Source organism: Kitasatospora sp. NPDC059673 (assembly GCF_042734215.1).
GTDB lineage: Bacteria > Actinomycetota > Actinomycetes > Streptomycetales > Streptomycetaceae > Kitasatospora.
This window is the reverse complement of the sequence record NZ_JBHWEN010000010.1, coordinates 1-13,366: the sequence shown is the minus strand read 5'-3', so window position 1 is coordinate 13,366 and position 13,366 is coordinate 1. Positions and strand designations below refer to the sequence as shown.

At 71.7% G+C, this 13,366-nt stretch carries 14 protein-coding genes and 1 pseudogene; 11 read left to right on the top strand and 4 right to left on the bottom strand.

Features of this window, described 5'->3' with window-relative positions:
- Position 1: 1 nt before the first annotated feature.
- The 3 genes from ACFV18_RS14045 to ACFV18_RS14035 all read left to right on the top strand — a co-directional run bounded on the left by ACFV18_RS14045 (position 2) and on the right by ACFV18_RS14035 (position 3,304).
- The gene (locus ACFV18_RS14045) at positions 2-1,246 is read left to right on the top strand and encodes a cytochrome P450 (RefSeq protein ID WP_380482813.1); all 1,245 of its coding nucleotides are present in this window, start codon (positions 2-4) and stop codon (positions 1,244-1,246) included.
- Positions 1,243-1,842 (top strand): HAD family hydrolase, encoded by a 600-nt coding sequence (locus ACFV18_RS14040; protein WP_380482811.1) that lies wholly within the window; start codon positions 1,243-1,245, stop codon positions 1,840-1,842. Before ACFV18_RS14045 ends, ACFV18_RS14040 begins: the two co-directional genes overlap by 4 nt.
- 400 nt (positions 1,843-2,242) lie before the next feature.
- Positions 2,243-3,304 (top strand): sodium:calcium antiporter, encoded by a 1,062-nt coding sequence (locus tag ACFV18_RS14035; protein ID WP_380482809.1) that lies wholly within the window; start codon positions 2,243-2,245, stop codon positions 3,302-3,304.
- Between the two features lie 80 nt (positions 3,305-3,384).
- Here the strand turns inward: ACFV18_RS14035 and ACFV18_RS14030 are convergent, their stop codons facing one another.
- Both ACFV18_RS14030 and ACFV18_RS14025 read right to left on the bottom strand, forming a co-directional pair.
- On the bottom strand, positions 3,385-3,858 hold the full coding sequence (locus ACFV18_RS14030) for a GNAT family N-acetyltransferase (protein ID WP_380483143.1): 474 nt from the start codon (positions 3,856-3,858) through the stop codon (positions 3,385-3,387).
- A 54-nt stretch (positions 3,859-3,912) separates the two neighbouring features.
- Positions 3,913-4,275 carry a metalloregulator ArsR/SmtB family transcription factor gene (locus ACFV18_RS14025; RefSeq protein WP_380482807.1) on the bottom strand — a complete coding sequence of 121 codons (363 nt, stop codon included), beginning with the start codon at positions 4,273-4,275 and terminating at the stop codon, positions 3,913-3,915.
- A 137-nt stretch (positions 4,276-4,412) separates the two neighbouring features.
- Here ACFV18_RS14025 and ACFV18_RS14020 point away from each other — a divergent pair, with 137 nt between their 5' ends.
- Positions 4,413-5,858 carry an NAD(P)-binding domain-containing protein gene (locus ACFV18_RS14020; RefSeq protein WP_380482805.1) on the top strand — a complete coding sequence of 482 codons (1,446 nt, stop codon included), beginning with the start codon at positions 4,413-4,415 and terminating at the stop codon, positions 5,856-5,858.
- Positions 5,859-6,047: 189 nt separating this feature from the next.
- Here the strand turns inward: ACFV18_RS14020 and ACFV18_RS14015 are convergent, their stop codons facing one another.
- On the bottom strand, positions 6,048-6,173 hold the full coding sequence (locus tag ACFV18_RS14015; protein WP_380482803.1) for a hypothetical protein: 126 nt from the start codon (positions 6,171-6,173) through the stop codon (positions 6,048-6,050).
- A 513-nt stretch (positions 6,174-6,686) separates the two neighbouring features.
- Between ACFV18_RS14015 and ACFV18_RS14010 the strand changes: the two genes are divergently transcribed.
- From ACFV18_RS14010 to ACFV18_RS13990, 5 genes and pseudogenes are all read left to right on the top strand, one after another.
- Positions 6,687-6,917 carry a hypothetical protein gene (locus ACFV18_RS14010; protein ID WP_380482801.1) on the top strand — a complete coding sequence of 77 codons (231 nt, stop codon included), beginning with the start codon at positions 6,687-6,689 and terminating at the stop codon, positions 6,915-6,917.
- An 82-nt stretch (positions 6,918-6,999) separates the two neighbouring features.
- A pseudogene (locus ACFV18_RS14005) lies at positions 7,000-7,263 on the top strand (IS701 family transposase); the annotation flags it as partial.
- Between the two features lie 312 nt (positions 7,264-7,575).
- Positions 7,576-8,271 carry a response regulator transcription factor gene (locus ACFV18_RS14000; protein ID WP_380482799.1) on the top strand — a complete coding sequence of 232 codons (696 nt, stop codon included), beginning with the start codon at positions 7,576-7,578 and terminating at the stop codon, positions 8,269-8,271.
- A complete protein-coding gene (locus ACFV18_RS13995; protein ID WP_380482797.1) occupies positions 8,264-9,370 on the top strand; it encodes a sensor histidine kinase in 1,107 nt (368 codons plus the stop codon). The genes ACFV18_RS14000 and ACFV18_RS13995 overlap by 8 nt, the downstream gene beginning before the upstream one ends.
- A 322-nt stretch (positions 9,371-9,692) precedes the next feature.
- Positions 9,693-10,979 carry a serine hydrolase gene (locus tag ACFV18_RS13990; protein WP_380482795.1) on the top strand — a complete coding sequence of 429 codons (1,287 nt, stop codon included), beginning with the start codon at positions 9,693-9,695 and terminating at the stop codon, positions 10,977-10,979.
- Positions 10,980-11,167: 188 nt separating this feature from the next.
- Here ACFV18_RS13990 and ACFV18_RS13985 read toward each other — a convergent pair whose 3' ends face one another.
- Entirely contained in the window at positions 11,168-12,199 is a 1,032-nt protein-coding gene (locus tag ACFV18_RS13985; protein WP_380482794.1) for a LuxR C-terminal-related transcriptional regulator, read from the bottom strand.
- On the opposite strand from ACFV18_RS13985, the gene ACFV18_RS13980 reads away from it, so the two are divergent.
- Entirely contained in the window at positions 12,173-12,439 is a 267-nt protein-coding gene (locus ACFV18_RS13980) for a hypothetical protein (protein ID WP_380482792.1), read from the top strand. The two genes, ACFV18_RS13985 and ACFV18_RS13980, sit on opposite strands and share 27 nt — an antisense overlap.
- A gap of 151 nt (positions 12,440-12,590) precedes the next feature.
- On the top strand, positions 12,591-13,366 hold a 776-nt coding region (locus ACFV18_RS13975), incomplete at its 3' end, for an IS4 family transposase (protein WP_380482790.1).

The window sequence follows — 13,366 nt, the reverse complement described above, 5'->3', positions numbered from 1 at the left end:
GGTGAACGAGACAGACGCGGCCGCCGCCGGCGGCACGGCCGGTGCGCCGCTGGCGCTGCCCGTCGAGCGGTCCGGTCCGCTGGACCTGCCGGCCGATTTCCGCCGGCTGCGCGAGGAGCTTCCCGTGGCGCCGCTGGCCTTCCCCGACGGGCCGCCCGGCTGGCTCGTCACCCGCTACCAGGACGTGCGGGCCGGCCTGGCCGACCCCCGGCTCAGCTCCCGGCGCCCCCACCTCAACTCCCACGTGCGGGCCGGCCTCATCTCCGCCGCGGAGATGGCCGCCCTGCGTCCCTCCGACCTGCTCACCAGCGACCCGCCCGAGCACACCCGGTTGCGCCGGCTGGTGGCACGCCAGTTCACGGCGCGCCGGATGAACCGGCTGACCCCCCGCATCCAGGCCGTCGTCGACGACCACCTCGACGCCCTGGCCGCGGGCCCCCGCCCCGCCGACCTGATCCGGGCCGTCGCCCTGCCCGTCCCGTCCCTGGTGATCAGCGAACTCCTCGGCGTCCCCTTCAGCGACCGCGACCTGTACTACCGGCTCACCCGGGAACTCCTCTCCCTCGACCGCACACGCGACCAACTTCTGGCCGGCAAGGCGGAGTTGAAGGCCTACCTGCTGAACCTGGTGGACGCCGAACGAGCCGCCCCGACCGACGACGTGCTGGGCGGCCTGGTCCAGGCGCAGGCGGCCGGCACTCCGCTGACCGACGACGAGATCGCCGCCCTGGGGCAGCTCATCCTCATCGCCGGCCACGAGACCACGGCCAACGTGATCGGCCTGGCCGCCCTCCTGCTGCTGCGGCCGCCTCGCCTGTGGGACACCCTGGTCCAGCGGCCCGACCTGGTGGACGGCGTCATCGAGGAGACGCTGCGCTACGCGACCGTGCTGCAGTTCGGGCTGCTGCGCGTCGCCCGCGAGCCGCTGACCATCGCCGGCCAGGACATCCGGCCCGGCGACCGCGTCGTCCTCCACCTGCCCTCCGCCAACCGCGATCCCGACCGCTTCACCGACGCCGACCGGTTCGACCCGCACCGCCCGGACGCCGACCGGCACCTCAGCTTCGGCCACGGCCCCCACCACTGCCTCGGCGAACAACTCGCCCGCATCGAACTGCGCATCCTTCTCACCACCATGCTGCGCCGCTTCCCCGACCTGCGGCTGGCCACCGACCCCGGGACGATCCCCGCCCACGACCAGCGCGTCGTCCACGGCGTAGCCGAACTGCCCGTGGACTTCTCGTGAGCGACCACACGGGGACACCCGCCGCCGGGCGCAGCTACGCCGCCTACGCCTTCGACTTCGACGGCACCCTGGCCGACACCGCCGACGTCAACCTGCGAGCCGTACAGGCCTCCCTGGCCGCGCACGGCATCACCGTCCCCCTCCCCCGGCTGGCGGCGGACCCCGCCTTCACCGCCCCCCAGCTGCGCCGACGGCTCCACCTCGACCCGGACGCCCTGCCCGAGGACACGTTCGTCGAGGCCGCCCGGGCCTACTGGTTCTCCCACACCGACCGGATCCGGCCGATCCCCGCCGCCGCGGCCGCCGCCCGCGCGGCCGCGGACCACGCCGCCATCGCCGTCGTCTCCGCCAACTACGCCGACGTCGTCCGCCACGGACTGTCCGTCATCCATCTCGACGACCTGCCCTGGACCGTCGTCGGCCGCGAGGACGTGCCACGCACCAAACCCGCCCCCGACCCCTACCTGCACGCCGCCGGCCTGCTCGGCGTGCACCCCGGCGCGTGCCTCGCCCACGAGGACACCGACGAAGGCGTCCTCGCGGCGAGCGCCGCCGGCATGGACGTCATCGACATCCGGCACCGCCGTTGGCGGTGAACGACCCGCCCCCGACCGCAGATGGGGTGCACCACCCGCTGCCCGTGATCGCCACCACCACGATCGCCTGGCAGGTCAGCTTGTTGTTCGCGGCCTCGACCGCCCGGTTGGCGGTGCGGCGACGACCAGCGCCGGGCCGGTGGCCGTGAAGTCCCCTACGGTTGGCGTCGGGTAGCATGTGCGGCTGCGAAGGGGAGTAGCCCCGCGAACCGGTCGTCGACACACTGGAACCCGCTGCCGGGTTCCCGGTGGCCGGGCCCGCCGTCGGTGACGGTGGTGGGCGGGCGAGACCTTCGGCCCATTTGTCGACGACTGTACGCGTCGGCGGGCCGAGGTCGTGCTGCCCGTGTGCCGCTCGCCTCTCGGGTTCCCGCCGGTGCGGGAAGGCCTGACGAGTTTCGTGATTCATTTCGTTCTGCTCATCGTGTGCGCGGTGGCGATCTACCTCTCGTGCGAGTGGTTCGTCAACGCGGTGGAGTGGCTGGGTGAGCGCCTCAACGTGGGGAAGATGGCGGTCGGCACGATCCTGGCCGCGTTCGGCACCGCACTGCCCGAGTCGGTGGTCACCCTGGTCGCCGCGACCACCGGTGGCACCGCCGGGGAGAAGGACCTCGCGGTCGGCGCCGCGATGGGCGGCCCCCTCGCGCTGGCGACCGTCGCCTACGGCGTCACCGGAGCGGCGCTGCTGATCAAGCGCCGACGTGACCGCGCTGTCTCCGCGGTCACCGCTGCCGCGGTGCCTACGCCCCTGGAGGCGCTGGGCACCGAGAAGGAGATGAAGCACCTGGCCAAGGACCAGAGCTGGTTCCTGCCGATCTTCTTCGTCAAGGTCTCACTCGGCCTGGTCGCCTTCGCCTTCAAGCCCGCGCTCGGCGTGCTGTTCTTCGCCGCGTACGCCGCCTACTTCTGGCGCGAGATCCGCTCCAGCCGGGCCGGTGAGGCCGCCGACGGCGAGGGCGATGAGGACGAGGAGGAGTTGGAGGCGCTGAAGCTCCAGCCGAAGAAGGCCTCGCCCGACACCTGGGCGGTCGTCGTCCAGACCCTGGCCACCCTCGTGGTGATCTTCTTCGCCGCACACTGGTTCGTCGCCCAGCTCGACGTCATCGGCCCGATGCTCGGCCTGTCCGCGACCGTCACCGCGCTGCTGCTGTCGCCGATCGCCACCGAGCTGCCCGAGATCATGAACGCGATCATCTGGGTCCGCCAGGGCAAGGTGAAGCTCGCGCTGGCCAACATCTCCGGCGCGATGATGATCCAGGCGACCGTCCCGAGCGGCATCGGCCTGCTGTTCACCACCTGGCACTTCGACGGCCCGCTGATCTGGTCGGGCCTGATAACCATGGCCGCGATCGTCTACCTCCTGCTGACCATGCGCGCCCACCGGCTCACCCCCGCCCGCCTGGCCGTCGCCGCCGGTTTCTACGCCGTCTTCGCCATCGGCCTGGTCCCCCTCCTCACCTGACCGGCCTTCACCGAACCTGCCCCGTCCGGACCTTCACACCCGGACGGGGCGGGGCCGCCGCGATCCGCGGCGGAGCGGCGTCAGCCGATCGCCGGGCTGCGGCGTTCGATCAGCACGGTGTCGCGCCAGACGCCGTGGTGGCGGGCGATGCGCTCGCGGGTGCCGATGACCCGGAAACCCGCCCTGGTGTGGACGGCGAGGCTGGCCGCGTTCTCCGGGAACACGCCGGACTGGATCGTCCAGATCCCCGCCGCCTCGGTCGAGGCGATCAGCGCGTCCAGCAGCAGGCGGGCGACGCCGCGCCCCCGGGCCTCGGGGTGGACGTAGACGGAGTGCTCGACCACCCCGGCATACACGCACCGGTCCGAGACCGCGACGGCCGCCACCCAGCCCAGCACCTGGCCGTCCCCGTCGAGGGCGACGAAGCGGTGGTCCGTCAGCTTGGCCCGGTCGAACTGCTCCCAACTGGGCACGCCGGTCTCGAAGGTGGCGTTTCCGCCGTCGATGCCGGCCTGATAGATCGCCAGGACCTGCTCGGCGTGGTCGGCGGCCATCGGCTCGACGGTGATGGTGGGCGTGGACACGTGAACGGGCTCCAGAAGGGCGGGTCAGCGGGCGGCGGCGCTCAACAGGCCGGCCATGGCGGCCAGCACGGACGGCTCGACACGGTAGTAGACCCACGTCCCGCGCCGCTCCGAGGTCAGCAGGCCGGCCTCGCGCAGCTTCTTCAGGTGGTGGGAGACGGTGGGCTGGGAGACGCCGACGTCCTGGATGTCGCACACGCACGCCTCCCCGCCCTCGTGCGAGGCGACCCGGGAGAACAGCCGCAGCCGCACCGGGTCGGCAAGCGCCTTGAACATCGCCGCCATCCGCACCGAGTCGTCCTCCGACAGCGGCGCGGCGGTCAACGGCGGGCAGCACGGCACGACGGCCTCGGGCTCCAGCAGCGGCAGCGCCTTCACGTTCGACATGCATCTATGTTGACATACATCGAATCACTCGGGCGAGGCACTTCTTCGACAAGTGTCTATGTTGATATCCATCGAAGCAAATGCCATGCTGGAGCCGCACGACCTCATCGACAAGCGTCGAAACAAAGGAGAACCTCGTGAACGCCTCCGCCGCCGAGCAGTTGCCCGTCGTCGTCATCGGTGCCGGACCGGTCGGCCTGGCCGCTGCCGCCCACCTGATCGAGTACGGCACCGAGCCGGTGGTGCTGGAGGCCGGGCCGAGCGCGGCCACGGCGGTGCGCGGGTGGTCGCACGTGCGGCTGTTTTCGCAGTGGGCGGAGGTCATCGACCCGGCCGCCGAGAAGCTGCTCGCACCGACCGGCTGGGTCCGCCCCGGCGCCGACGTCTACCCGATGGGCGGCGATTGGGTCGCCACGTACTTGCAGCCGCTCGCCGATGTTCTCGGCGGCCGGGTCCGCTACGACGCACGGGTGACCGGCGTGGCCCGGGCCGGACGGGACCGGATCGTCGATGCCGACCGCGAGGCGCAGCCCTTCACCGTCCACCTCGAGCACGCCGACGGCTCCGAGGAGCGCATCCTCGCCCGCGCGGTCATCGACGCCTCCGGCACCTGGTCCACCCCCGGCCCGGCCGGCGGCAACGGCCTGCCCGCTCTCGGCGAGGGCGCCGCGCGCGCGAAGATCTCGTACTACGTCCCCGACCTGAGCGCCCCAGAGACGCGCAAGCGGTACGCCGGCAGGCGCACCGCCGTCATCGGCGCCGGCGCGTCCGCGTTCACCGCGCTGGCCCTGCTCGCCGACCTCGCCCAGGACGCCCCCGGCACCCACGCCGAATGGATCCTGCGCCGAGGTATCTCCGGCTCCACCTACGGCGGCGGCACCGCCGACCAGCTGCCCGAGCGCGGCGCACTCGGCCTGCGCGCCAAGAAGGCCGTCGAGGACGGCCACGCCACCGCCCTCACCGGCTTCCGCACCGTCGCCGTCGAGCCGCACGGCGAGCAGCTCGTCCTGATCGCCGAGGACGGCCGACGCAGCGGAGTCGTCGACGAGATCATCGTGCTGACCGGATTCCGCCCCGACCTCTCCTTCCTCGACGAGCTGCGCCTCGGACTCGACGAGCGTCTCCAGGCCCCGCTCGCCCTCGCCCCGCTGATCGACCCCAACCAGCACTCCTGCGGCACCGTCCACCCGCACGGCGCGCGCGAGTTGGCCCACCCCGAGAAGGACGTCTACCTGGTCGGCATGAAGTCCTACGGCCGCGCCCCCACCTTCCTCGCCCTGACCGGCTACGAGCAGGTCCGCTCCATCGCGGCCGCCCTCGCGGGCGACCACGAGGCCGCCGCCCGCGTCGAGTTGGCCCTCCCCGAGACCGGAGTCTGCGGCGGAGCCGGCCTCTTCGACGACCCCGGCGCCACCCAGGGCGGCGGCTGCTGCTCCGTCCCCGCGGCCGAGCCCGGGGTCGTCACCCTCGGCACCGCCTCGCGGCTCCTCACTCTCGGAACCGAGGAGTCCGCCGGGACCGTCGGCTGCTGTTCCGCGCCCGCCGAGACCGAGGCATCCGCCGAGACCGGTGGCTGCTGCTGACCGCGATGACGACAGCGCCTCAGCCGAGCGGGGCCGCGCCCGGGACAGCCACCTGGGCGCGGCCCCGTGCCGTACTGCCCGCCCTGTGCGCCACCCACCGGTGAATGGGGAGGATCACCGTGCTCAGCCGCCCGCCGGCGACACTGCGCGACCACGGTCAGGGTCCGTCGACCGGTTCTGGGCGTCCCATCAGAAGTCGAGCTCCAGCAGGGCGTCGACGTACTCCCGCTCGTTCTTGTCCAGGGTGTTCGGGTCGAGATGCTTGATGGGCAATGCGTGCAGGATGTTCTCCCGGCAGTCGGGTTCGGTCTCCACGGCTGCCTCTTCATGTTGTCGCCGGCCTTGCGGTAGAAGGACTTCAGCGCCTTCCCCGCGTCCTCCGACTCCACGTTCTGCGCGAACTCCCGCACGTGCGAGCCGAACTCACGCACCTTGTCCTCGTTCACCGTCGGCCAGTTGATACCGATGAACGACAAGAACTCCACTACCTCGCCGGGCAGTTCGATCGCCATGCCACGCCCTCCCCCGACGGCACCACATGTCCGTGCGACCCTAACCGCCCACTCGCGCCGGCGGAGCAGACTTTCCGGACTCATGACCGTGGACGCACAGGCTCCACTTCCCAGGTGCTCGACTCTCGCGTGAACGGGGATCCGTGGCCACGTCGGTGATCACGTTGGGGCCCTCGCCGGAGCAGGTCTCGGTCACTACCACGAGGACGTTGTTCGCGCAGCGCTTCACCCGACCTGCCCACGCGGACAGGCGGCTCGATCACGGGCGCCCGAGACTGACAGGACGCGCATGCTCGCCTGCGGTCTGGAGGTCTACATGTCCAGTTATTCCCAACTGCCGGACTGGAACTACGCCATGGGGCAGGCAGCTGCCCATCTCCGGGTTCTCGACCACGCTTCCAAGGTGGAAAAAGGCAAGACCCCGACATTCATGTCTCCCGAGCTGGGGAACCTGCTGCAGGCGTATGCGGCGGCAGCCGACGCATGGATCAAATTTGCGCGCGAGGTCGCCGGGGCTCAGAGTTCCGGGCGCCAAGAGGCTCTGTGAGGACACCCAGGGGCCCTGGCCTCATGGGTTCGCCGGGTTGGGCTGGATCACGCGGCGGGGAGGGGACTGCCGCTTGTAGTGACTGTGGGGGCCGGACGGGCCGGCGGAGCTGCACGAGCGGTTCGCGCGGAGTGAGTCGCGGGAGTCGGCGCTGGCGTACATGCGGGGTCTGCCGGCGCCGTTGGAGCGCAAGAACGGCTGGACGGTGGCCGAGGAAGCCGGCCATACGGGTCCGGCCCGGATCCAGCGGCTGCTGAACCGGATCGGCTGCGAAGCGGCGGGAGGGTGCGCGTACGTGGTCGAGCACCTGGCCGACCCGGGAGGGGTGCTGATCGTGGGCGGCACACGGCAGCCGGTCCCGACGCCCTTTCCGCTGTTGGGTGTCATGCGAACGGGCACCGGTGGTGGTCGTGGCGGGGCCCTGCTTCAGAGTGTGCGGAGCCGGTTTCGCAGAGTGAGCCGGGTTCGACGGGGTACAGCCCGAGGCTCTGGTTGTCGCGGCGCGCGACGGCGGGGCTGGGTCCGGGTCGGGTTCCGGTCCGGTTCGGGCCCGCGTCCGGTTCGGGCCCGCGTCCGGTTCGGGCCCGCGTCCGGTTCGGGTTCGGGTTCGGTGAGGAAGCATATGTCGGCGATATGCCGTGCCGCTTAGGCTCCGGGCATGCGCGTGCTGATCGTGGAGGACGAGTCGTGGCTGGCCGAAGCCGTCCGGGACGGGCTGCGGCTGGAGGCGATCGCGGCCGACATCGCCGGCGACGGCAACTGCGCTCTGGAGTTGCTCGGCGTCAACTCCTACGACCTTGCGGTTCTCGACCGCGACATTCCCGGCCCCTCGGGTGACGAGGTCGCCCGACGGATCGTCGCGTCCGGCAGTGGCATCCCGATCCTCATGCTCACCGCTGCCGATCGGATCGACGACAAGGTGTCCGGGTTCGAGCTCGGCGCCGATGACTACCTCACCAAACCGTTCGAGCTCCGGGAGCTGGTCATGCGGCTGCGGGCGCTGGACCGCAGGCGCGCGCACGCCCGACCCCCGGTCAGCGAGATCGCGGGCCTGCGGCTGGACCCCTTTCGGCGGCAGGTCTTCCGTGACGGACGCTACGTCGCGCTGACCCGGAAGCAGTTCGCCGTGCTGGAAGTCCTCGTCGCGGCCGAAGGCGGTGTCGTCAGCGCCGAAGAACTCCTGGAGCGGGCCTGGGACGCCAACGCCGACCCCTTCACCAACGCCGTCCGCATCACCGTCTCCGCGCTGCGCAAACGGCTCGGCGAACCGTGGCTCATCGCCACGGTGCTCGGTATCGGCTACCGAATCGACACCGGCGTGGACACCACCCGCCCCGGCAGCACACGTGAATAGGCGCCCAGGACTCAGCGCCCGCCTGAAACTCGCCATCAGCTACGCCGGATTCCTTCTCCTCGCCGGCGTTCTCCTGCTGGCCGTGGTGTGGGTGTTCCTGCTGCGCTACGTGCCCGACAGCCCGCAGGGCCTTCTCGGGGTCGCGCCGAACCGCTACCTCCTCGTGCGCATGTTCGCCCCCGCCGCGGCCATGGCACTGGTTTTCCTGCTGGCGTTCGGTCTCCTGGGGGGCTGGATGCTCGCCGGCCGGATGCTCGCCCCACTCACCAGGATCGCGGACGCGGCACGGATGGCCGCGAGCGGATCGCTGTCCCACCGAGTCCGGGTGCAAGGCCCCCGGGACGAATTCCGCGAACTCGCCGATGTGTTCGACCTCATGCTTGAACAACTCGAATCCCGCGTCGCCGAACAGCAACGATTCGCTGCGAACGCCTCCCACGAACTGCGCACCCCGCTGGCGATCTCGAAGACCCTCCTCGACCTCGCCCGCAACGACCCCACACGCGACCAGGGCGAACTCATCGAACGCCTGCACAGCGTCAACACGCGGGCGATCGGCCTCACCGAGGCCCTGCTGCTGCTCAGCCGCGCCGACCGCAGGAGCTTCGACCGCGAGCCGGTCGACCTGTCCCTCGTCGCCGAGGAAGCCGCCGAAACGCTGCTTCCCCTCGGCGAAAAGCGCCGGATCACGCTCGACGTCACCGGCGAGAGGGCGGAGATCCTCGGCTCTGCGGCGCTCATTCTGCGGATGGTGACCAACCTCGTCCAGAACGCCATCGTCCACAACCTCCCCTCCGGCGGCACCGTGACGGTCCACACCGAGTCGCAGCACGACGCGAGCGTGCTGCGGGTGGAGAACACCGGCCATTGGGTCCCGGCGGAACTCCTGCCGACCCTCACCGAACCCTTCCAGCGGGGAACAGAACGCACTCGCACCGACGAACATGCCGGGGTCGGCCTCGGTCTGGCCATCGTGCACAGCATCGTGCGAGCACACGACGGGAGCATCGACCTCGCACCCCGCCCCGCCGGCGGACTCCTCGTCACGGTTCGGCTCCCCCGCACGCCGCAGGCACCGGCTCCGCGCGGGGCCCAGTAAACCGTTGACCGGCTCCGCGAGGGAGGACCTCGCCGGTGGCGCAGCGGCGATGACGGATCGTCCGCTGCGCGGATTCGGGGAGTTCGGGCTGCTTGCTGACGCGATCGCCGGCGGCAGGGCCGTCGTGCTGCCGGTCTGCTCCGGTCTCTTGATGCCGGGGATTCGGTGTATCGCGGGCTTGTCGAAAATCGCCTACGCCACGGCAACAGCCTTCCGGCTTCAGTGGAGGCACTGGGACCGCAGGGGTGGGTGATCGGTTGCCGACGGCACGGGCCGGTGAACCTGCCACGGTCGATTTGTCGATCAGGAAAGGACCGTGATCATGGACTCGGACTCGGATTCCGTACGTGGCATCAATCGGCGGCGGCTGCTGGGGTGGGGCGGGTTGGCGGCCGCCGGCCTGGTGGCGGTCGGCGCGCCGCCGGCGGGCGCCCGACCCGGCCAGGCCGACCCGGCCCCGAGCGACCCGGCGCCGACCGACCCGGCGCCGACCGGCCCGGCCCCGGCCGACTCCGGCATCCCTCCAGCCACCCGGCCCGGCGGAGCCTATGACCAGTACGTGGCGGAGCTGGCCGCGGAGGGGAGGTTCTCCGGCGTGGTGCTGCTGTCGCACTGCGGCAGGACGGTGCTGTCCCGCAGCTACGGCATGGCTGACCGGGAGAAGGGGATTCGCCAGCACGAAGGCATCGCGTTCAGCCTCGGCTCGGCGGGCAAGCCGTTCGGCGCGGTGGCCGTCCTGCAGCTGGCGCAGCAGGGCAGGTTGAGCCTGTCGGACACGGTGGGCACCCACCTGAAGGGCTTCGCCACCGACATCGCCGAGCAGGTGACCGTCCACCACCTGCTTTCCGGCACCTCCGGGCTGAACACTCCGGAGGAGGACGTGCAACGCGTCTTCCGGAGCCGGGAGGAGGTGCACGAGTACTACGGTCAGTGGGTCCGGCAGTCCACGTTGGTGGCTGCCCCCGGCACTCGCACCAGCCACTCCGGCGCCGATGTCGGCATCCCCGCGTTGATCGTGGAGGCCGTGAGCGGCGAGACGTACTGGGACTACGTGCAGGAGAACATCTTCGGGCGCTGCGGCATGACCGGCTCGGCGTTCCGCACCAGGCCGCAGTGGCTCACCGACGAGCACCTCGCGCACCCGTACATGACGCTGGCCGACGGCAGCCAGGTGGACGCGGTCCGCAACCTGGACAAGGGCAGCCCGTACCCGGGCATGCTCGGCAAGAACCCGGGGCGCAGCTTCATCGACGCCCCCGGGGACGGCGGCTTCGCCACCGCGCCGGATCTGGTCCGGTTCGCGCACGCGCTGGGCGACGGGACGGTGCTGGACCGGCCCTGGGCCGAGTTGCTCACCGGGGCCAAGATCCCCCACAGCGGTTCGTCGTTCGGGGCCTACGACATGCCGGTCCGCATCGCCAATGGCCAGTGGGTGTTCGGGCGCGGCGGTGCCAACCCCGGTGTCAACGCCAACTGGAACGTCTACCCGTACACCGGCTGGGTCGGCGTCGTCCTCGGCAACTGCGACGGCGTGCCGCTGCAGGAGATCATCGAGCGGGAGACGCAGGCCGTCACCGGGGCTGCGCCCGGCGGCGGGGGTGGTGGCTGAAACGGTCCGGCCGCTGGCGCGGAGCCCCCCGTGTGATCGTCAATGGGTGGCGCGGCTGGTTCGGTGCGTTCACTGGCGTGGCCCTCGTCGCAGCGGCTGCGCCGGGGCTGTCGGGTTCCGCCGAGTGCGCTCCCGGAGGTCGCGGGCGGCTGTGCCGTGGACGGCGGAGGGGTTGGCTGCTGTGGGCTTCAGAGCCAGCCGCGATGGGCGGCGCGGACGCCGGCCTGGAAGCGGCTGTCGGCGTCGAGGCGGGCCATCAGGTCGGCCATTTGGCGTTTGACGGTGCGGGCGGAGATGCCGAGTTTGCGGGCTGCGGCTTCGTCGGTGTGGTCGGCGGCGGCGAGTTCGAGGAGGGTGCGTTCGGCGGAGGTGAGGCCTTGGCCGTCCACGGGGACGGCCGCGCCGAACGGGGTTGCGGTGGACCAGAGTTGGTCGAACAGGACACACGCGACGGAGAGCATGCCGGGGCTGTTGATCTCCAGGGCGCCCGGGTCGGTCGGATCGAGGGGGACGATGACGACTGCGCGGTCGACGATCACCAGCGGGGTGGGCACGATCGGGACGGTGCGCATCTGTCCGCCGAGGTCGGTCAGCCAGCGTGCGTGGGCCAGGGTGTCGGGGTCGTTGCGGAAGCTGTCCCGGCAGATCGCCTTGATGCCGACGCCCCGGCGCAGTGCCTGTTCGTTGATCTGTGCGGAGGCCGCCCGCGCGTCGGGTCGGTGTGCGCCGCCCGGGTTGAGGGACAGGCATTCGGTCGCGGCGTTGGCGGCGAGTTCTTCCAGCCGGCCGCGGACGGAGTCGATTCCGTCGAGGCGGACGGCGGTGTCGGCGCGGTGCTGGCGGTGTTCTTCGTGCTCGGCCGCGAGTGCGGCGATCGCCGCCCGGGCCGCCTCGATCTGGCGCTGTCTGGCGGCGGCCTCGTCCTCGGCGGCGGCCAGCAGCGCCGACAGGCCGACTGCCGGCCTGACCGGCCAGAGTGTCCCGTCGGCCTGGGCCGAGGGTTTGAGCAGGGCCAGGTCCACCAACTCGTCCAGGGCGGAACGTATCTGCTGGTCCGTCATCCCCGCGTCCCGGGCCAGGTCGGCGACGCCGCACGCCGCGTCGGCTTCGCCGCGGGCTCCGGTGACGGTTCCGGCGACGGCTGGGGCGGACGGCGGACGGCGGACGGCGGACGGCGGACGGCGGACGAGCCGATGCTGCTGCGCCTGACGCTGACTCAACTCGTCGGGCCTTCCGCCACCGTGGTCGCTCCGCAGTGGCTGACCGGCCACCTGTGGTGCCACGCCCGGGCGGGTGACCGCCTGGAGCACGTGCGGGTGCGCGTCGCACCCGGCCGGATCGGGGTGGCACTGTTCCTCCTCGCCGCCGAGCAGAGCGGTGCCCGCCAAAGCGCACGATCCATCTGTGCCAGGGCACTTGACGCCTCGGACGAGCTGCGCGACTGGCGCCTCGCCGAGTAGCGGCGCACCTGGCGCCGCCGTCCCGGACGCTTCCCCGTTCCACGTGCCACGCCGTCCCGCGTGCCACGCCGTTGCGCGTGCCACGCCGTTGCGCGCCCTGCTGATTTTCGTCCAGCCTCCGGTCTGCTAGGCCCAATACCGGTGACTTTGTGTGGCTTTGGTCGTTGGGCTGGTTGTGCCAAGGCCTGGACAGGTGAAGTCGTCGGCGGGTGAGCGGTTCTCGGACCGGATCGCGCTGGGAGTGCTGACGCGGGCGTTCCCGCCCGAGCTGGTTGATGAGGTGGTTGCTGGGTGCGGCCGGGTCGAGCGGCGTCATCGGCTGTTGCCTGCACGGGTGGTCGTGTACTTCGTCCTGGCGATGTGCCTGTTCTGCGGGCAGGGCTATGAGGAGGTCGCGCGGCTGCTGACCCAGGGCCTGGAGCGGGAGGGCGGGCGAGGGGCTTGGCGGGTGCCGACTACGGCGGCGATCGGTCGGGCCCGGCTGCGGCTGGGTCCGGAGCCGCTGCGGGCCCTGTTCGACCGGGTCTGCCACCCGGTGGCCACGAAGGGGACGGTCGGCGCGTGGTTTCGCGACTGGCGGCTGGTCGCGGTGGACGGCACCACCTTCGACCTGCCGGACACGGCGGCGAACGCGGAGTTCTTCGGCCGGCCCGGCACCTGCCGGGGACAGGGCAGGAGCGCCTACCCGCAGGCACGGGTGGCGGCCCTGGTCGAGTGCGGCACCCATGCGGTGTTCGCGGCCGAGGCCGCCCCGCCGGCGGTCCACGAGACCGTGCTGGCCCGGCAGTTGTTCACTTCGCTGTCCGGGGGGATGCTGCTGCTGGCCGACCGAGGCTTTCGCGGGTTCGACCTGTGGCGGGCCGCCACCGGCACCGGTGCGGACCTGTTGTGGCGGGCCAGGAGCGACGCCGTGTTCCCGGTCGTGAC

Excerpts from the sequence above, each read along its gene's own strand:
- ACFV18_RS14030 (WP_380483143.1), bottom strand. The coding sequence starts at position 3,858 with ATGGCCGCCGACCACGCCGAGCAGGTCCTGGCGATCTATCAGGCCGGC.
- ACFV18_RS14025 (WP_380482807.1), bottom strand. The coding sequence starts at position 4,275 with ATGTCGAACGTGAAGGCGCTGCCGCTGCTGGAGCCCGAGGCCGTCGTG.
- ACFV18_RS14010 (WP_380482801.1), top strand. The coding sequence starts at position 6,687 with ATGTCCAGTTATTCCCAACTGCCGGACTGGAACTACGCCATGGGGCAG.
- ACFV18_RS14000 (WP_380482799.1), top strand. The coding sequence starts at position 7,576 with ATGCGCGTGCTGATCGTGGAGGACGAGTCGTGGCTGGCCGAAGCCGTC.
- ACFV18_RS13990 (WP_380482795.1), top strand. The coding sequence starts at position 9,693 with ATGGACTCGGACTCGGATTCCGTACGTGGCATCAATCGGCGGCGGCTG.
- ACFV18_RS13980 (WP_380482792.1), top strand. The coding sequence starts at position 12,173 with ATGCTGCTGCGCCTGACGCTGACTCAACTCGTCGGGCCTTCCGCCACC.